A 17339-nucleotide genomic window follows, 5' to 3' on the forward strand; every position below is an offset into this window, starting at 1 on the left:
GCTTTAGTGCAAACAGCACTTGAACTCAAACGACCCGCCCGGCCTCGATGGTGATGCGCCGCTCGCACTGGTCGGCGATGGCCCGGTCGTGCGTGACCAGCACCAGGGTCGTGCCCTGTTCGCGGTTGAGGTCGAACATGAGCTTCATGATCGTCTCGCCGGTGGCGAAGTCCAGGCTGCCCGTGGGCTCGTCGGCCAGCAGCACCGCCGGCTGCACCACGAAGGCACGCGCCAGCGCCACGCGCTGCTGCTCGCCGCCCGACAGCACCTTGGGGTAGTGCGCGAGGCGCTGCCCCAGGCCCACGCGGGCCAGCATGTCGGCGGCGGCCTTGCGCGCATCGCGCCGGTTGGCCAGCTCCAGCGGCAGCATCACGTTCTCCAGCGCGGTGAGGTTGCCCATGAGCTGAAAGCTCTGGAACACGAAGCCCACTTTCTGGGCGCGCAGCGCGGCGCGCGCATCCTCGTCGATGGCAAAGAGGTCGTGCCCGTCCAGGCGCACGGTGCCCCGCGTGGGGGTGTCCAGCCCCGCGATGATGGACAGCAAGGTGCTCTTGCCCGATCCCGAAGCCCCCACGATGGCCGCAGTTTCCCTGGAGGCCAGGCGGAAATCGATATCCCGCAGAATGTCGAGCGTTCCGGTGGAATCCGTCACCGACTTGAAGACATGCTCCACGGCAATAATGGGTGCCGCGGACGGCGCCGTGGCCGATGCCACGGGCGATGAGAGGGATTCGGACATGAAAGGCTCTTTACTTTGATTCGAGATCTGCATCGACGCCACTTTATCCTGAGCGCCGCCACCGGCGCCGTGGTGGGGGCTTGCGCCCCCACCGCCTGGGCCCAGGCCAGCGCGAAAGCCGCGGCCACGCCGCCTCGCCCTCCTCTCATCCTCGTACTGGGAGACTCCCTGAGCGCCGAGTACGGGCTGGCGCGCGGCACGGGCTGGGTGGCCCTGCTGGAAAAGCAGCTCGCCCAGGACAAGCTGGCGGCCACCGTGGTCAACGCCAGCGTGAGCGGGGAGACCACCGCGGGCGGGCGCTCGCGTCTGGCAGCGCTGCTGGCGCAGCACAAGCCCAGCCATGTGGTGATTGAACTGGGCGGCAACGATGCCCTGCGCGGGCTGCCGCTCAAGAATACCGAAGAGAACCTGACGTGGATGACGCAGGCGGCGCAAAAGGCCGGCGCCAGGGTGCTGCTGGTGGGGATGCAGGTGCCGCCCAACTATGGCACCGACTACGCGAACCGGTTTGCGGGCCTGTTCGCCACGGTCGCGCAGGCCCAGAAGGCCGCCGTGGTCCCTTTCTTCCTGAAGGGCGTGGCGGACGGGGCGGACCCGACCCGCCTGTTCCAGCCGGACCGCATCCACCCACGCGCCGAGGCGCATCCGCAGATGCTGGCCAACGTATGGCCGGAACTCAGGAAATTGCTGCGCTGAAATGGGCCCGGCGCCTCAGGCGCCGGTGGAATCCGCGGGCTGACCGGCAGGGGCATCCGCGCCCTCGGCCGGCTGACCGTCCGAGGGCTGGTCCCCCTGCGGGTCATCGGGCCGGCGCTGTGTTTTGGCCCTCAGCTTCTCTTCCTTTTTTTTCTTTTTGGCGAGTTCGCGCTGGCGTTTTTCGTATCCGTAGTTGGGTGTTGCCAAGGTAGTTGCTTCCTGAAGTAGAGGCTCACTGTAACAGCATGGTCTTTTTTCAGGCACATGCCGCAGCGGGCCGCAGTGGGGTTACTGATGCACGGTACGCATGCCAGCTGGCATGGCCCAGGACAGGGCCCGCCAGAAGCAGCCCAATGCCCCAGAACCAGAGCGAAACGGCCACCGCGGCGGTAATGATCGCCCCCCAGAGCAGCATCACGGCAGTGTTTTCCACCACCACGCGCATGCTCGTGATGCCGGCCGTGAGGGCGTCGGTGTCGCGGTCGAGGATCATGGGGATGGACACGACGGATGTGGAGAACACCAGTGCCGCGAACACGCCCCCGACCACGGCATAGACCGCGACGAAGCTCCAGTTCTGCGGGTTGAAGACCGCCTGCAGCACGCCCGTGGTCGATGGCATGCCGGTGTTGAAGAACACGGCGAACACCACCAGCGAGGCACGGCCCCACAGCAGCTCGAGCACCACGAGGACCAGCACCAGCATGCCCATGCTGCCCATGTGGCTGTCCCAGCAGGTGAGCGACTCGCTCAATGCCGGCGCCAGCCCCGCCTCGCGCCGCCGGCTGGTGTCATACAGCCCCATGGCCAGGAAAGGGCCCAGCAGCAGGCAGCCGCTGGCCAGGGACATCGTGTACTCCGGCCGGGTGCGAAAGACCCAGCCCAGCACCAGCGCCATGGCCCAGAAGCACGTGCCGTAGAACACGGCGATGCCGGGCGCGGCGCGCACGTCCCGCAGGCCCCTGGCGAGCCAGCGGAACGGGTCGGCCAGGCGAAGGCGCTGCAGGGTGACCTGCTGCGCGGTGCCGGTGTCGGCGGCCGTGGAGCCCGCAGGGCCTGCCGCGTCGGGGGCGGGCTTGGAAGAGGTGGCAGTCATGCCGCCACACTAAGCCCCCCGGCACCTGCACGCCACTGCGGAAACTACCACCCCCTGGCCCGTCCGGCGGGGGTCAGGCCCCCGGGAAGGCCCGCTCCAGGGCCTGCTGCAGGTCCTGCCGAAGATCCTCCACCGCTTCCAGCCCGATGGAAAACCGCACGAGCGTGCCGGGCTGGAGATGCGCCGTGGGACGGCTGCGCATGCTGGCAAGGTGGTAAGGCACCACCAGGCTCATCGGCCCGCCCCAGCTGTAGCCGAGCTTGAACAGGCGCAGGCTGTCGCAGAACACGTCCACCTGCTGCTGGGTGTGGCGCGCGTGGATCATCACGCTGAACAACCCGGCGGCCGCGCCCTCGCCGCCGTCGGCAGCACCGCAAAGCGCCTTCCAGTGGCCGTGGCCAGGCGCCCCCGCCAGCGCCGGGTGCAGGACCTGGGCCACGGCAGGCTGCTGCTGCATCCACTGCGCCAGGCTGCGGGCCGCCCTGTCATGGGCGCGGTAGCGCAAGCCAATGCTGGGCAAGGCGCGCAGCACGGCCTCGGCATCGTTGCCGCCCACCCCCAGGCCCAGCCGCATGTGGGTCAGCTTGATCTTCATGTGCAGGCCCGGGTCGCGCGTGATCACGCTGCCCATGAGCACGTCACCGCCGCCACTGGGGTATTTGGTGAGGGCATGGGCCGAGATGTCCACACCCAGGCTGCCGTCTCCGCTGAGATCGAAGGGCGCAAACGCCAGGCCCGCCCCCCAGGTGTTGTCCAGGGCGGTGATCACGCCACGGGCACGGCAGATGCGCACCTGCTCGCAGAGATCCGGAAACTCCATGGTGACCGAGCCCGGGGCCTCCAGCCAGACCAGCCGCGTGGCCGGCGTGATGCGGGCCGCCAGGTCGGCGGGGTCCAGCGGGTCGTACAGCCCATGGGAAACGCCGAAACGCGCGAGTTCGCCGTGGGCGAAATCCTTGCCGGGACCGTAGGCGTTGTCGGGTATCAGCACCTCATCGCCCGGCTTGAGCAAGGCCAGCCCCACGTTGGCGATGGCCGCCAGGCCGCTGGGCACCAGCACGCACTGCAGGCCCCCTTCCAGCGTGCACAGGCGCTCTTCGAGGATGAAGGTGGTGGGCGTGCCGTGCAGCCCGTAGGTATAGCCGCTCTTGTCCTTCCACTCGCGCGAGCGCATGGCCGCCACGTTGGGGAAAATGACGGTGGAGGCCTTGTAGACCCCCGGCTGCGGGGCCGCGAACCCGCTGGGTGGCACGTAGCCGTGGTGGACGATGCGGGTGGCGGGATCGGTGTCGTGCTCTTTCATGCCAGCCATGGTAGCGCGCCGCCAGGGATACCCCTGGCGGCGCGTATGGCGTGCGGCGCGGCTACGGCGCGCTGGCAGGCGAATCAGCTGGCGGTCACGACCAGCTGGTTGTTGACCTCCGTGACGCCCGTAACGCCCTTGGCAATCGTTTCAGCACGGTCGCGGGCGACGGTGGAAGGTGCGGGGCCGTTCAAAGTCACCTTACCGTTCACCGTATCTACATTGATTTTCACCGCGCTCAAATCAGGGTCCTTGGCCAAGCTTGCGTTGACTTGGGCAGTGATAGTGGCGTCATCGATCGCGCCCGCAGCAGAATTGGTAGCCTTCTTGGCAGAAGATTCCGCATTTTGCATGGCGCTTTCAGCTTTCATGCGGGCATCCGCGGCAGCCTGTTCAGTCTTCTCGACCGCGGAGTCCAAGCGTTGGCCCACGGTAGGCTCGTCCTTCTTGCCGCATGCCGACAAGCCCAAGGCCAGGGCGCTCACAGCCAGGATACTGGCAATACGGTGTGCGGGACGCTGGGAAATCATCTGGGTATTCATGCGAAAACTCCTTGCGGTTGAAACATGGGCTCGACTCTAGGCAACCTTGCGCTGGCCCCGGGTCGGACGCCACCGAAGCGACTGTAGGACGGTGCCGCCAGGCGGCCGCGCAGATGCCAGGGCCACCTCAGGACAGGGGCGACAATGTATGCATGCTTGCTTTCCCCTCCTCGCTGACCCGCTGGCTTCCCTTTCTCTCCTGGCCCCGGCCCGACCGCGCCCTGCTCAAGGGGGAGTTCTGGGCCGGCATGACGGTGGGCCTGATGCTGGTGCCGCAGGGGGTCGCCTATGCGGCCCTGGCCGGCATGCCGCTCGTGACGGGCATCTATGCCTCGCTGATTCCCGCCCTGGTGGCGGTGCTGTTCAGTGCGTCCACCCGTCTGGGCGTGGGTCCCACGGCGCTCACCAGCCTGCTGATCGGCGCTTCGCTCACGGGCCTGGCCGAGCCGGGCAGCGCGCAATGGGTGGCCATGGCGGCATGGATCGCCCTGATGTCCGGACTGCTGCAGCTGGTGATGGGCATCGCGCGTTTTGGCTGGCTTCTGAACCTGGTGACATCCCCCGTGCTCAGTGGCTTCACGCAGGCGGCGGCCCTGTTGATCCTGGGCTCTCAGCTCGCGGCGCTCACGGGCCTGCGGTCGGACTGGGGCGCGCTGCTGTCCACGCCCTCGCCCGGCCTGTTTGACCTCGCCGCGGCCGCTTTTGGCCTGGGAAGCCTGGCATTGCTGACCCTCGCACGCCGCTGGCGGCCCAATTTCCCCGCCGCCATCGTCGTCGTGGGCGCTGCGGGCGCGCTGAGCTGGGCGCTGGGCTATGCGGACGCTGGTGGCGCCGTGGTGGGGGCGCTGCCTTCGGGGCTGCCCGCCCCCTACTGGCCCGGCGCCCTCCCCTGGTCGGGATTCGCCGCCCTGGTGATGCCGGTGCTGGTGGTCACGCTGGTGAGCTTTCTCGAAACCGCGTCCAGCGCCAAGGTGGAAAGCCAGCGCTCGGGCGAGCGCTGGAACGAAAACCAGGATCTGATTGGCCAGGGCCTGGCCAAGATCAGCAGCGGGCTGTGCGGCAGCTTTGCCACCAGCGCCTCGTTCTCGCGGTCGGCCATCAACCTGTACGCGGGCGCAAAAAGCGGCTGGGCCACCGTTTTTGCGATCGCGCTGGTGCTGGTGGTGCTGCTCTGGCTCACGCCGGCGCTCTACCACGTGCCGCAATCGGTGCTCGCGGCCGTGGTGGTGACCGCGGTGACCAGCCTCATCAAGCCTGGCACGCTGCTGCGGCTGTGGCGGGTATCGCGGGTGGAGGCGGTGATCGGCGGCGTCACCTTCGCACTGACGCTCGCCACGGCACCCAGGATGTACTGGGGAGTGCTGGTGGGATTGCTGATGAACCTGAGCCACTTCCTGTACCAGCGGCTGCATCCCCGCATCATCGAGGTGGGCCTGCACCCTGACGGCAGTCTGCGCGACCGGCACTTGTGGCATCTTCCCGCGCTCGCCCCCCGGCTGCTGGCGCTGCGCATGGATGCGGAACTCGATTTCGCCTCCGCCAGCGCGCTGGAGCGCCGCGTCACCGAACACCTGGCGGCCCACCCGGAGGTGGTGCACCTGTGCCTGCTGGCCCAGCCCATCAACCGCATCGACGTGACGGGCGTGGAGACCTTCGCCCACCTGCTAGGCCTGCTGCGGTCCCGCGGCGGCACGCTGCACCTGAGCGGCCTCAAGCTGCCCGTGGAGCGGGTGCTGCGCCAGGCGGGCCTGCTGAACGCCGGCGCCGGCCTGGCGATGTACCGCACCGATGCCGACGCCTTGATGGCGCTGCAGCTGCTGCCACCCTCGCCATTGCCCCCTTCTACGGCCCCCGTCCAGGGATAGCTTTGCGGGTTTCACCTAGACACAGGGCTGGCCCTCTTTTTGCTGACGCACTGGTACACTTCATAAACTCTCTTTGCTCCATTTGTGTCTGACTCTGCGGCCTCTTACCTTGTAGATCTGCGCGACCTTCGCCTGGATACTGCACACGCGCTGGTGGCTCAGGCCAGCGGCAGCGAAGCTGCATTGCACCGCGAGGTGCCTTCGCGCTACCTGCAGGGCCTGATCGACGGCCTGTGCGAGCTGTCCCTCAAGGACCCGCTCACCGGCCTGGCCAATCGCCGGCATTTCCGGGCGGTGCTCGAGCGCGAAATCGACCGCGTCACGCGCTCCGGCGAGGCGGCGCTGCTGCTCATGCTCGATATCGACCACTTCAAGAAGGTGAACGACACGCATGGCCATCTGGCCGGCGACATCGTGCTGCAGTCGGTGGCCCGCACGCTCAATGCCTGTGTGCGCCCCATGGACACGCTGGCACGCTATGGCGGCGAAGAGTTCGCGGTGGTGCTGCCCGCATGCCAGGCAGGGTTTGGCCGCGTGGTGGCCGAGCGCATCCGGCGCGCCGTGGCCAACACGCCCATCCGGGTTTCCAGCACGGTGGAGCTCAACGTGTCGGTGAGCATAGGCGGCGCCTTCGCCATGCAGTGGATCCGTTCGACCACGCTGCTGTGGACGGACCGTGCCGACCATCAGCTCTACCAGGCCAAGGCCGAAGGCCGCAACCGCGTCAGCATCGAGGAGCAACCCGACAGCACGGTCAGTGCCGAAGAGAAAAGCCTGTTGTTCGGACCGCTCTACACCCCCTCGGGCTGGGGCGATCTGCCCCCGCTGGACCCAACAGGCAGCGCCTACTGAAAGTTAGAAGATGAGCGACGCGCTGTCCCCCTCCCCACCCACATCGCCAGCAGTTCCTGCCGGCCCGGCCACGCCCCACGCTCCCGCCCCCGGGGGCGCCCGCATCATTGCGGTCACGAGCGGCAAGGGCGGGGTGGGCAAGACCTTTGTTTCTGCCAACCTGGCCGCCGCCCTGACCCGCCGCGGCCAGCGTGTGCTGGTGCTCGATGCCGACCTGGGCCTGGCCAACCTCGACGTGGTGCTGAACCTGCACCCGAAAATCACGCTGCACGATGTCTTCACCGGCAAGGCCACGCTGGACGAAGCCGTGATCCAGGCGCCCGGCGGCTTCAACGTTCTGCTGGCGGGATCGGGGATGGTCGAGTATTCGCGCCTGACGCCCGAGGTGCGCAACCAGTTCCTGAGCGTGATCCAGGCGCTCACGCCCCAGTACGACGTGGTGCTGCTCGACACCGGCGCCGGGATCTCCGACGTGGTGCTGTTCTCCATTTCGCTCGCCTCCGAGGTGCTGATCGTGGCAACGCCCGAACCCACCTCGCTGACCGACGCCTATGCGGCCATCAAGGTGCTGGCCATGCAGCAAAAGCGCCAGCACGTGCGCATGGTCATCAACCAGGCCGCGCGCCCGGGCGATGGCCGTGCCATCACCAGCCAGCTGCAACAGGTGCTGGACCGCTTTGTGAGCACCGAGTCGGGCCGCCCCATGCGCCTCATCCACATGGGCGACATCCCGGCCGACCCTTCCGTGCGCGACGCCGTGATGCGCCGCCAGCTGCTGTTGCTGCAGACCCCGGGCTGCCCCGCGGCCCTGGCCATTGCCCAGCTGGCCAACAAGATCGAAACCACGCTGCTGACGCCCGCCCCCTGAGCAGCCCGCGGGCTGCTGCGGACCCCTGGCTGCACGGCGGCGGCCCGCGCGGAAGGCGAAGCGCAGCGGCCCCATTGCGCTGCCTTGCCGTGAATCCCATGGACAACATCCTCAATATCTCCTGCTACAAGTTCGTGCCCCTGCCCGACGCGGCGGCGCTGCGCGACCTGCTGCAAGCGCGCGCCACCGCGGCGGACCTCAAGGGCACCATCCTGCTGGCAGGCGAAGGCATCAACTTCTTCCTGGCGGGGCCTGCGGACGCGGTGCGCGGGTTCGTGGATGCGCTGCGCACCGATGCGCGCTTCGCCGACCTCGACCCCAAGGAAAGCTGGTCGGCCACGGTGCCGTTTCGCAAGATGCTGGTGAAAGTCAAGCGCGAGATCATCCGCATGGACCATCCCGCCATCCATCCCGCGGAGGGCCGCGCGCCCTCCGTGGCCCCGGCCACGCTGCGCCGCTGGCTGGAGCAGGGACACGACGACGAGGGCCGCGAAGTGGTCACGCTCGACACGCGCAATGCCTTCGAGGTGGACCACGGCACCTTCGACAACGCGATTGACTGGCGCATCGGCAAGTTCACCGAATTCCCCCCCGCCCTGCGCGCGCACAAGGATGCGCTGCAGGACAAGACCGTGGTGAGCTTCTGCACGGGCGGCATCCGCTGCGAGAAGGCAGCCATCCTCATGCGCGAGGAAGGCCTCTCCCATGTCTATCAGCTCGAAGGCGGCATCCTCAAGTACTTCGAGTTGACCGATGGCGCCCACTACCGCGGTGGCTGCTTTGTGTTCGACGAACGCGCGGTGCTGGCCAGCGACCTGTCGGCGGCCGAAGAATCAAGAAAGTGAGCAACCAGCGCTTGCTGGACAAGCGCTGACACCTTGTTTGGCTTGAAAATTCAGCAAGCAGCCATGCGGGGCCACCGCCTCGCATGAACGGGCAGGGGCCTTCGCCAAGGTGGCTGCCTACTTGATGAAGCGGCGCTCGGGCAGCGGTATCCACTCCACCTCGCCGGGCACCTGGCCCAGGGCCTGCGCATCCCAGTCGTCCGCCGCCTGCACGATGCGCTCCTTGCGGCTGGAGACGAAGTTCCACCACATGTGGCGCGGCGCATCGAGGGCATCGCCGCCGATCACCATGAGGCGCGCAGCGGCCTCGCCGGGCACGGACAGGCGCATGCCCTGGCCCGGCTCCACCACGGCGAGCAGTTGCGCACCCAGGGCTTCGCCATCGAGCTGCACGGGGTTGTCCACCGTGTACACCGCCATCTCCTGGGCCAGCGCCGGGATTTCCAGCGTGGCGCCCCCGGGCAGCTGCACGTCGAGATACAGCGTGGGGGAATAGGTCGCCACCGGGGAGGTCTGCCCAAACGCGGTGCCGATGAGCACGCGCACCGTCGCGTCCCCCACGCGCACCTCGGGGATGGTGGCCGCCGGCGTGTGCACGAACGACGGCTCCGCCTCCTCGTGCGCCGTGGGCAGGGCCGCCCACAGCTGGATGCCGTGGTTCACGTAGGCCGTGTCCGCCAGGCTTTCCGGGCGCCGCTCGGAATGCACGATGCCCCGGCCGGCCGTCATCCAGTTGATGGCGCCAGGCTCGATCTGCTGCACGTATCCCAGGCTGTCGCGGTGCATGATGGCGCCGGAAAACAGATAGGTCACGGTGGCCAGCCCGATGTGCGGATGGGGACGCACGTCGTGGCTGTCTCCCGGCACCACGGTCACGGGGCCGAAGTGGTCGAAGAACAGGAACGGCCCGACCGCCTGGCGCTGCACGGCGGGCAGCAGGCGGCGCACGGTGAAGCCGCCGCCCAGGTCCTTGGCGTGGCCCTTGAGTTGCAGGATCGGCCCGCTCATGGCATGCGCTCCGCCGAGGTGCTGATCTCCGTCGTCACGGTGGTCATGAGCTTGTGCACCGGGCATTTCTGCGCAACGGTTTCCAGCTCGCTGATCTGTGCGTCGGTCAGGTCGCCGCTGATCTGCAGCCGTGCCGAAAGGCGGTAGGTGCCGGCACGCTCGGCCGAGGCGTCGCGTTCGATCACGGTGTGCACGTCCTGCACCGGCAGGCCCTTGCGGCGCGCATACCACAGCACGGTGAGCGCCTTGCAGGCGCCCAGCGCCGCGTCGTACAGGTCATGCGGGTTCGGGCCGCTGTCGACGCCGCCCTCCTGCACGGTGCCGTCGGCCACGAATTCGTGGCCGCGGATGTGCACGGCCTGGGCCATCGGCGCACCGGGGATGCGCCGCAGTTCGATGGTCATGGGAGCTTCTCCTTTGTTCTCGTGCGGGCCACTGTAGCGTGAAGCGCGTGCTCAGCGGGCCCAGCGCAGGGCCGCGGCCGCCACGCGTTCGCCGAACTGGCGGCCGGTCGCCAGGTCGCCCGGGAACATCTCGGCGGCCGAGGCGTCCGATGGCGACTGCGCCATGGCGCCGCTGAAGGAGCCGATCCAGTTCACGTCCTGGCGCGTGGCGGCCTTGGAGTTGGCAGGCATCATGCCGTTGCCCACCCAAAGGCCGCCATGCTGCATGGCCAGGTGGAACAGGTAGTCCAGCGTGACCTGCTTGTCGCCGTTGGTGCTGGCGCTGTTGGTGAAGCCGGCGAAGAGCTTGTCCTTCCACGCCTGGCTGAACCAGGGCTTGGACGAGGCATCGGCGAATTTCTTGAACTGCCAGCTCGGCCCCGCCATGTAGGTGGGCGAACCGAAAATGATGGCGCTGGCGCCGGCCAGCGTGTCCCAGCCTCCCTCGGGCAGGTTGCCGTCCGCATCGATCGCGACAAGCTCGGCGCCCGCGCCTTCGGCCACGGCCTGGGCCAGGCGCTGGGTGTGGCCGTAGCCCGAGTGGTAAACAACGGCGATGTGTGCCATGAAGAAACTCCTGATGGGGAAGCAAGCAGTGAATGAAAACAGGTGGAAGTCAGAAAAACAGGCGCGGCGCAAGGGCGTGCATGGGCTGCGCTGCCCGCGCACGCCGCCGCCGTAGCGGCCCGGCCCCGTCAGCGCAGTTCAGCGCGCACCGCGCCGGGCGTCCAGGCTCCAGCCGCCCGCGCCAAACGCGACGAGGGCCAGCAGGCCGCCGCTGATGGCGACGTTCTTGAAGAACATGAGCTGCTGCATCATCTGCTTGTCGGCGGGCAGGCTCCAGTACGCGTGGAAGAAAAAGCTGGCCACCAGCGTGAAGAGCGCCAGCGCGAGGGCCGCAAAGCGCGTGCCAAGGCCGAAGATGAGCGCCAGGCTGCCCAGCACCTCGACGGCCGCGGCCACGGCGGCAGCGACGGTCGGCATGGGCAGCCCCACCGAACCGATATAGCCCACGGTACCGGCAAAGCCGGTGATCTTGCCGATGCCCGCGGGCAGGAACAGGGCCGCCAGCAGCAGGCGGGACGCCAGGGCCAGGGGATTTTGCAGGGATGTGAACATGGTGAACTCCTGGAGAAGTGGTTGCGAAAAGAACGTCAGGTAACTATCAGGCGGCCAGATCAAACACCAGCACCTCGGCATCGTGGCCATGGGTCAACGACAAGGCGGTTTCGTTCTCGATCAGCGCGGCGTCGCCGCCCGACAGAGCATTTCCATTCACCGTGAGCCCGCCACGCACAAGGTGCACGTAGGCCTTGCGCGCCGGGTTCAGGGCCAGTGTGACGGCCTCGCCGGCATTGAGCAAGCCGGCGTACAGGGACGCGTCGGCGTGGATCGTGACCGAGCCGTGCGCGCCGTCGGGCGAGGCCACTAGGCACAGCGCGCCCCGCTTGCTCGCCTCGGCAAAGGTCTTTTGCTCATAGCTTGGCGGGATGCCGCGCACGTTCGGCTCGATCCATATCTGCAGGAAGTGCGTCGTCTGTCCCGGCGCATGGTTGAACTCGCTGTGCATCACGCCCGAACCCGCGCTCATGCGCTGCACGTCGCCCGGCGGAATGCCCAGGATGTTGCCCATGCTGTCCTTGTGGGCCAGTTCGCCCGACAGCACGTAGCTGATGATTTCCATGTCCCGGTGGCCGTGCGTGCCGAACCCCGTGCCCGGCGCAATGCGGTCTTCGTTGATGACACGCAGGTTGCCAAAGCCCATGTGGGCCGGATCGTAGTAGCCGGCGAACGAGAAGCTGTGGAACGAATGGAGCCACCCATGGTCGGCATGGCCCCGGTCTTGTGATTTGCGAACAGTCAGCATGGCGCGTGCTCCCTTCAAGCCCCCACTGTAGAACCCGGGTCCAGCACGCAGGGGCTGCCAGATTGATGGAACCATTCAAATAATCTGAATTAACATGGCGCCACCATGCAAAATGCCCGTGATGTCCTGACCCCTGACGCATTGACCATGCTGCAGGTGATCGCCGAGGCGGGCAGTTTCGCCGCCGCCGCCCGGCAGCTCGGCCTGGTGCCCAGCGCCCTCACCTACCGCGTGCGCCAGATCGAGGACGCGCTGGATGTGCTGCTGTTCGACCGCAGCGCCCGGCAGGCCAAGCCCACAGAGGCGGGCGTCGAACTGCTGCGCGAAGGCGCGCGCCTGCTGCAGGACATCGATGCCGTGGCCCACCGGGTGCGCCGCGTGGCCACCGGCTGGGAGCCGCAGCTCACCATTTCGGTCGATGGCGCGATCTCGCCGCACACCATGCTGGAGCTGGTGGACGCGTTCTACGCCATGGCCCCGCCCACCCGGCTGAAACTGCGCGACGGCATCATGACCGGCACCCTGGAGGCCCTGACCTCGGGCCGGGCCGACCTGGCCATCGGCGTGTCGGTTGCCGGCGCCAACGTGGCCGGCCTGCAGCAGGCGCCCCTGGGGGACCTACTGTTCATCTACGTGGTGGCGCCGCACCACCCGCTGGCCTCCGCGCCCGAGCCCATCACCGACGCCATGCTGCTGCAGCACCGCGCCGTGGCGGTGGCCGATTCGGCCACGCGCGGCGGCGCCACCATGGGCCTGCTGGGCGGACAGGACGTGCTCACCGTGGACACCATGCAGGCCAAGGTGCGCGTGCAACTGCGCGGCCTGGGCGGCGGCTTCCTGCCCGAACCCATGGTGCGCCCGTACCTCGAGGCCGGCAGGCTGGTGGCGCGCCGCGTGGCGCGCCCCGAACGCAACGTCCGCGTGCACTACGCCTGGGGCGGCCCGGGCTTCACGGCCCCCGGCCGCGCGCTGCAATGGTGGCTCCATCAGCTGCAAAGCCCCGCCACCCGCCGCGCTCTGCTGGAAAACCACCATCATTTCTGATCCGGCGCACACGCCCACGCGCCGCAGCGCGTGTAGAGTGGTTCCTGTTGCATGGCATTTGCGCTCACGCGCGCAGGGCCGTGTATTTCACCTGCCGACCGTCATCGAAAGGCCTTCCATGAGCAACCCCGTTCCACGCCCCGCCAAACGGCACCGACGCACCGCAGCCTCCGGGCCATCCGCCTCCGTGCCGGCCACGGACGCGGCGCCCACCACGTATTCGGGGGCCGCGCAGCGGCACTTCGCCATCATCGGCGCCGGCATGGCGGGCATTGCCTGCGCCCGCACGCTGGTGCAGGCAGGGCACCGCGTGACGGTGTTCGAGAAATCGGCGCAGGCCGGCGGCCGCACCGCCACCATCGACAGCCCGTTCGGCAACTTTGACGCGGGCGCGCAGTACTTCACCGTGCGGGATCCGCGCTTCGCGCGCGCCATCGACACCGTGCCCGGCATCTGCAAGCGCTGGAGCGCCAATTCCGTGCAGGTGCTCGACGCCACCGGCCGCGTGGCCGCCGCCGGCCTGCCCCATCGCGAGGCGCACTGGGTGGCCAGCCCGGGCATGCAGTCGCTGGTGGCCACCTGGGCCGAGCCGCTGCGCCAGGCAGGCCAGCTGGTCACCGGCACGCGCGTGGTCCGCATCGAACGCGACTCCGTGAATGCCCCCGGCTGGCAGCTTCGCACCGAAGGCCCGGGCGGCACCCAGCGCGTCTACGCGGGTTTTGACGCCGTGCTGCTCGCGCAGCCGTCGGTGCCCGCCCAGGCGCTCCTGGCCAGCTCGGCGCTGGACACGCCGCTCACCGAAGCGCTTTCCACCGTCGCCATCGCTCCCTGCTGGACGCTCATGCTGGCCTACCCCCAGGCCGTGCGCCCCGGGCTCACCACGCTGGGCCCGCAATGGAACGCAGCGCGCAGCACCCACCACCGGATTGCCTGGCTGGCGCGCGAATCGTCCAAGCCCGGCCGCAACGTGATCGAGCGCTGGACGGTCCAGGCCAGCCCGGCCTGGTCCGCCGAGCACCTGGAAGACGACGAAGGCCGCGTGCAGGCCAAGCTCATCAAGGCGTTCGCCGAGGTCACCGGCATCCGGGCCGAACCCGCCCATGCCGACACGCGCCGCTGGCGCTACGCGCAAACCACGCACCCGCTGGGCCGCAGCCACCTGTGGGACGCGGGCATGGGCCTGGGCGCCTGCGGCGACTGGTGCCTGGGCCACCGGGTGGAGGATGCCTTCGTGTCGGGTCTGGAGCTGGCACTCGCGGTGGCATGACGGCGGGCGTGGCCGCGGGGCCCCGCTACACCGGCCGGTTCGCGCCCTCTCCCACGGGCCCGCTGCACGCGGGCTCGCTGGTGGCCGCGCTGGCCAGCTGGCTCGACGCCCGGGCCCACCAGGGGCGCTGGCTGGTGCGCATCGAGGACGTGGACACGCCACGCTGCGTGGACGGCGCCGGTGAGTTCATCCTGCGGCAGCTGGCCACCTGCGGCCTGGTGCCCGATGCGCCGCCGGTCTGGCAATCCACCCGCGGCGCGCTGTACCAGCGGGCGCTGGACCAGTTGATCGCGCAGCACCATGCCTACCCCTGCGCCTGCTCGCGCAAGGACATCGAAGAAGCCCAGGCGGCCCTGGGCCATGCGCGCGAGCGGCATGCGGCACTCCCCTACCCCGGCACCTGCCGCCACGGCCTGCACGGACGCACCGGCCGCTCCTGGCGCTTCAATGCCACAGAGTTTCAGCCAGATCAGGCCCCGGCGCATACGGATCAAACACGGGCAGCTACATATTCGATAGCATCCGGCATCCTCGACTGGCAGGACCGCCGCCTGGGCACACAGCGGCAGGACGTTGCCCATGCCGTGGGCGACTTCGTGCTGCGCCGGGCCGACGGGCTCTGGGCCTACCAGCTCGCGGTCGTCGTGGACGATGCGGACCAGGGCATGACCCATGTCGTGCGCGGCGAGGACCTGGCCGACAACACGCCCCGGCAGATCCTGCTGCAGCAGGCCCTGGGCGTGCCCACGCCCCGCTACCTGCACACGCCGCTGGTGTGCGGCGAGAACGGCGAAAAGCTGTCCAAGCAGAACGGGGCCCGGGCGCTGGAGCTGGCCGTCCCCCTGCAGGCACTGGCCGGGGCCGCGCAGGTGCTGGGCCTGCCGCCGCTGACAGATCCGAACACCCGTTGCATCTCGGATGCGCTGACCCTCTGGGTGGCAGCGTGGCGACGAAACTACAATGTCGCACCGTGACCGAACTGACCCACAACGCCTCCACCCCCGCCGCCGCGCCTGCCGCGCCCTCTGCGGCCTCCACGACAACTGGTGGAGCCCCCGCCGGCGTGAGCCATCCCAAGACCATCAAGAGCTTCGTGCGCCGCGCCGGCCGCACCACGACGGGCCAGGCCAAGGCCTTTGAAGACCTGGGGCCCCGCTTCATCCTGCCCTATGCGCCCGCGCCGCTGGATGCCCCCGCGGCCTTTGGCCGCACGGCCCCGCTGGTGCTGGAGATCGGATTCGGCATGGGCGAGGCCACGGCCCATATCGCCGGGGTCCGCCCGGACGACAACTTCCTGTGCTGCGAAGTGCACGAACCCGGCGTGGGCGCCCTGCTCAAGCGCATCGGCGAGCAGGGGCTGACCAACATCCGCATCCTGCAGCACGATGCCGTGGAGGTGATCGACCACATGCTGCCCGAAGGCAGCCTGGATGGCGTGCATATCTTCTTCCCCGACCCCTGGCACAAGAAGAAACACAACAAGCGCCGCCTGATCCAGGCGCCCCTGGTGGCCAAGCTGGCCGCGCGGCTGAAGCCCGGCGGCTACCTGCATTGCGCCACGGACTGGCAGCCCTATGCCGAGCAGATGCTGCAGGTACTGGCCGCCGAGCCCCGGCTCCAGAACACCGCCACGGGCTTCGCCCCGCAACCCGGCTACCGGCCCCTCACCAAGTTCGAGAACCGCGGCCTGCGGCTGGGGCACGGTGTGTGGGATGTTGTGTTCGTGCGACGCCATTGACAACATGACCGCGCCGGCCCACCGTACACCACCCATGAAGCCCATTCTTCAGAACCTGGTTGAGATGACCGGCCACCGCGACCACCTGCGGCTGGAAGTGTCGGTGCTGTCCACGCTGCAAAAGCTCAGCGGCATCGTTGAAGTCAGGGCCCTGGAGCTGTTCACGCATGCCGGCGTGCCCCACGTGCGTCCACGCACCTGGGTGGAAGAGGGGCACCTGGTGTCCACCGACTCGGAAGCCGCCGCAGACCCCCGGCGGGAAACGCTGGACCAGTATCCCGCCCTGCGCGAATGCGTCGCGAGCCACGGCGACAGCGCGCTGGCCTCGCCGCGCAAGGGCCGCCATGTGCTCTGGCTGCCGGTGTGGATGCACGACAAGGTCAACACCTGCCTGGAAATCACGCACTCCCGCCCGTTCTCGGCGCACAAGCTCGAAGTGCTCAAGGGCGTGTTCCAGGTCTACCAGAACTACCAGAGCCTGCTCGACTACAGCGAACGCGACGCGCTCACGGGCCTGTTCAACCGCAAGACCTTCGACGAACAGTTCTCGCGCCACGCCGTGAGCGGGCTGGCCAGCAGCCGTTCGGGGCCCCTGACCGAATCGTTCCCGCCTGAAGAAGGCTCATTGCCCGGCGAACCGGTGCAGCAGTGGCTGGCCGTGGTGGACATCGACCATTTCAAGCTGGTGAACGACCGCTTCGGCCACCTGTATGGCGACGAGGTGCTGATCCTCATTGCCAACATCCTGCGCAGCTCGTTCCGCAGCCATGACCGCATCTTCCGTTTTGGCGGCGAAGAGTTCGTGGTGCTGCTGCGCTCCACCACATTGAGCACGGCCCACCGGGTCTTCAACCGCTTTCGCCTGGCGGTGCAGGAGTACCCTTTTCCCCAGGTGGGCCAGGTCACCGTGAGCCTGGGCTTCGTGAGCACGGCCCGGGGCTCGCCGGTGGAAATACTGGGCCAGGCCGACCAGGCGCTTTACTACGCCAAGGAACATGGCCGCAACCAGGTCTGCTTCTACGATGAACTGGTGGCCACCGGCCATCTGTCCGCCAAGGTCGCCAACGACGACGTCGAGCTGTTCTAGCAAGCGGCCGGCTGTCTCGCGCGGCGTTCCCCGGCGGCAGCCATCGCGCCGCAGCCGCTCGAAGGAGGCAGCGCCCGTA

20 protein-coding genes are annotated in these 17339 nt (G+C 68.5%); 10 read left to right on the forward strand and 10 right to left on the reverse strand.

Annotation, left to right across the window (positions count from 1 at the left end; translation table 11 throughout):
* Positions 1-25 precede the first annotated feature (25 nt).
* Positions 26-739, reverse strand: coding sequence for an ABC transporter ATP-binding protein (locus AC07OC_RS04170; RefSeq protein WP_218295148.1), 714 nt, complete (start codon positions 737-739; stop codon positions 26-28).
* Between the two features lie 15 nt (positions 740-754).
* Between AC07OC_RS04170 and AC07OC_RS04175 the strand changes: the two genes are divergently transcribed.
* Positions 755-1435, forward strand: a complete 681-nt coding sequence (locus AC07OC_RS04175) for an arylesterase (protein ID WP_369642381.1) — start codon at positions 755-757, stop codon at positions 1433-1435.
* 15 nt (positions 1436-1450) lie between these two features.
* Here the strand turns inward: AC07OC_RS04175 and AC07OC_RS04180 are convergent, their stop codons facing one another.
* The 4 genes from AC07OC_RS04180 to AC07OC_RS04195 all read right to left on the reverse strand — a co-directional run bounded on the left by AC07OC_RS04180 (position 1451) and on the right by AC07OC_RS04195 (position 4376).
* Positions 1451-1642, reverse strand: a complete 192-nt coding sequence (locus tag AC07OC_RS04180; RefSeq protein WP_218295150.1) for a hypothetical protein — start codon at positions 1640-1642, stop codon at positions 1451-1453.
* Positions 1643-1691: 49 nt separating this feature from the next.
* Positions 1692-2531 (reverse strand): DUF2189 domain-containing protein, encoded by an 840-nt coding sequence (locus AC07OC_RS04185; RefSeq protein WP_494600427.1) that lies wholly within the window; start codon positions 2529-2531, stop codon positions 1692-1694.
* A gap of 73 nt (positions 2532-2604) precedes the next feature.
* Positions 2605-3843: a PLP-dependent transferase gene (locus tag AC07OC_RS04190; protein ID WP_218338680.1), complete on the reverse strand. Its 1239-nt coding sequence runs from the start codon at positions 3841-3843 to the stop codon at positions 2605-2607.
* 74 nt (positions 3844-3917) lie between these two features.
* Entirely contained in the window at positions 3918-4376 is a 459-nt protein-coding gene (locus AC07OC_RS04195; RefSeq protein WP_218295153.1) for a BON domain-containing protein, read from the reverse strand.
* Between the two features lie 152 nt (positions 4377-4528).
* Between AC07OC_RS04195 and AC07OC_RS04200 the strand changes: the two genes are divergently transcribed.
* The 4 genes from AC07OC_RS04200 (at position 4529) to AC07OC_RS04215 (ending at position 8806) form a co-directional block, all read left to right on the forward strand.
* The gene (locus AC07OC_RS04200; RefSeq protein ID WP_218338681.1) at positions 4529-6241 is read left to right on the forward strand and encodes a SulP family inorganic anion transporter; all 1713 of its coding nucleotides are present in this window, start codon (positions 4529-4531) and stop codon (positions 6239-6241) included.
* A gap of 84 nt (positions 6242-6325) precedes the next feature.
* The gene (locus tag AC07OC_RS04205) at positions 6326-7093 is read left to right on the forward strand and encodes a GGDEF domain-containing protein (protein ID WP_218295155.1); all 768 of its coding nucleotides are present in this window, start codon (positions 6326-6328) and stop codon (positions 7091-7093) included.
* Positions 7094-7103: 10 nt separating this feature from the next.
* Positions 7104-7961: a MinD/ParA family protein gene (locus tag AC07OC_RS04210; RefSeq protein ID WP_218295156.1), complete on the forward strand. Its 858-nt coding sequence runs from the start codon at positions 7104-7106 to the stop codon at positions 7959-7961.
* Between the two features lie 98 nt (positions 7962-8059).
* Positions 8060-8806, forward strand: a complete 747-nt coding sequence (locus AC07OC_RS04215) for a sulfurtransferase (protein WP_218338682.1) — start codon at positions 8060-8062, stop codon at positions 8804-8806.
* 117 nt (positions 8807-8923) lie between these two features.
* Here AC07OC_RS04215 and AC07OC_RS04220 read toward each other — a convergent pair whose 3' ends face one another.
* The 5 genes from AC07OC_RS04220 to AC07OC_RS04240 all read right to left on the reverse strand — a co-directional run bounded on the left by AC07OC_RS04220 (position 8924) and on the right by AC07OC_RS04240 (position 12124).
* The gene (locus AC07OC_RS04220; RefSeq protein WP_218338683.1) at positions 8924-9814 is read right to left on the reverse strand and encodes a pirin family protein; all 891 of its coding nucleotides are present in this window, start codon (positions 9812-9814) and stop codon (positions 8924-8926) included.
* On the reverse strand, positions 9811-10218 hold the full coding sequence (locus AC07OC_RS04225) for an OsmC family protein (protein ID WP_218338684.1): 408 nt from the start codon (positions 10216-10218) through the stop codon (positions 9811-9813). Before AC07OC_RS04225 ends, AC07OC_RS04220 begins: the two co-directional genes overlap by 4 nt.
* 51 nt (positions 10219-10269) lie before the next feature.
* Positions 10270-10824, reverse strand: a complete 555-nt coding sequence (locus AC07OC_RS04230) for a flavodoxin family protein (RefSeq protein ID WP_218295160.1) — start codon at positions 10822-10824, stop codon at positions 10270-10272.
* A gap of 138 nt (positions 10825-10962) precedes the next feature.
* On the reverse strand, positions 10963-11376 hold the full coding sequence (locus AC07OC_RS04235; RefSeq protein WP_218295161.1) for a DoxX family protein: 414 nt from the start codon (positions 11374-11376) through the stop codon (positions 10963-10965).
* 46 nt (positions 11377-11422) lie between these two features.
* On the reverse strand, positions 11423-12124 hold the full coding sequence (locus AC07OC_RS04240; RefSeq protein ID WP_218338685.1) for a pirin family protein: 702 nt from the start codon (positions 12122-12124) through the stop codon (positions 11423-11425).
* 105 nt (positions 12125-12229) lie between these two features.
* Between AC07OC_RS04240 and AC07OC_RS04245 the strand changes: the two genes are divergently transcribed.
* From AC07OC_RS04245 to AC07OC_RS04265, 5 genes are all read left to right on the forward strand, one after another.
* Complete coding sequence (locus tag AC07OC_RS04245) at positions 12230-13168, forward strand: LysR family transcriptional regulator (RefSeq protein ID WP_218295163.1); 939 nt, start codon at positions 12230-12232, stop codon at positions 13166-13168.
* A gap of 118 nt (positions 13169-13286) precedes the next feature.
* Positions 13287-14435 (forward strand): NAD(P)/FAD-dependent oxidoreductase, encoded by a 1149-nt coding sequence (locus AC07OC_RS04250; RefSeq protein ID WP_255590813.1) that lies wholly within the window; start codon positions 13287-13289, stop codon positions 14433-14435.
* Positions 14432-15409 (forward strand): tRNA glutamyl-Q(34) synthetase GluQRS, encoded by a 978-nt coding sequence (gluQRS, locus tag AC07OC_RS04255; RefSeq protein ID WP_218338686.1) that lies wholly within the window; start codon positions 14432-14434, stop codon positions 15407-15409. The genes AC07OC_RS04250 and gluQRS overlap by 4 nt, the downstream gene beginning before the upstream one ends.
* Positions 15406-16173, forward strand: a complete 768-nt coding sequence (trmB, locus tag AC07OC_RS04260; protein ID WP_218338687.1) for a tRNA (guanosine(46)-N7)-methyltransferase TrmB — start codon at positions 15406-15408, stop codon at positions 16171-16173. The genes gluQRS and trmB overlap by 4 nt, the downstream gene beginning before the upstream one ends.
* A gap of 34 nt (positions 16174-16207) precedes the next feature.
* Positions 16208-17260 (forward strand): GGDEF domain-containing protein, encoded by a 1053-nt coding sequence (locus tag AC07OC_RS04265; RefSeq protein ID WP_218295166.1) that lies wholly within the window; start codon positions 16208-16210, stop codon positions 17258-17260.
* Positions 17261-17339: the final 79 nt, after the last annotated feature.

The organism is Acidovorax sp. GW821-FHT10E04 (assembly GCF_059415185.1).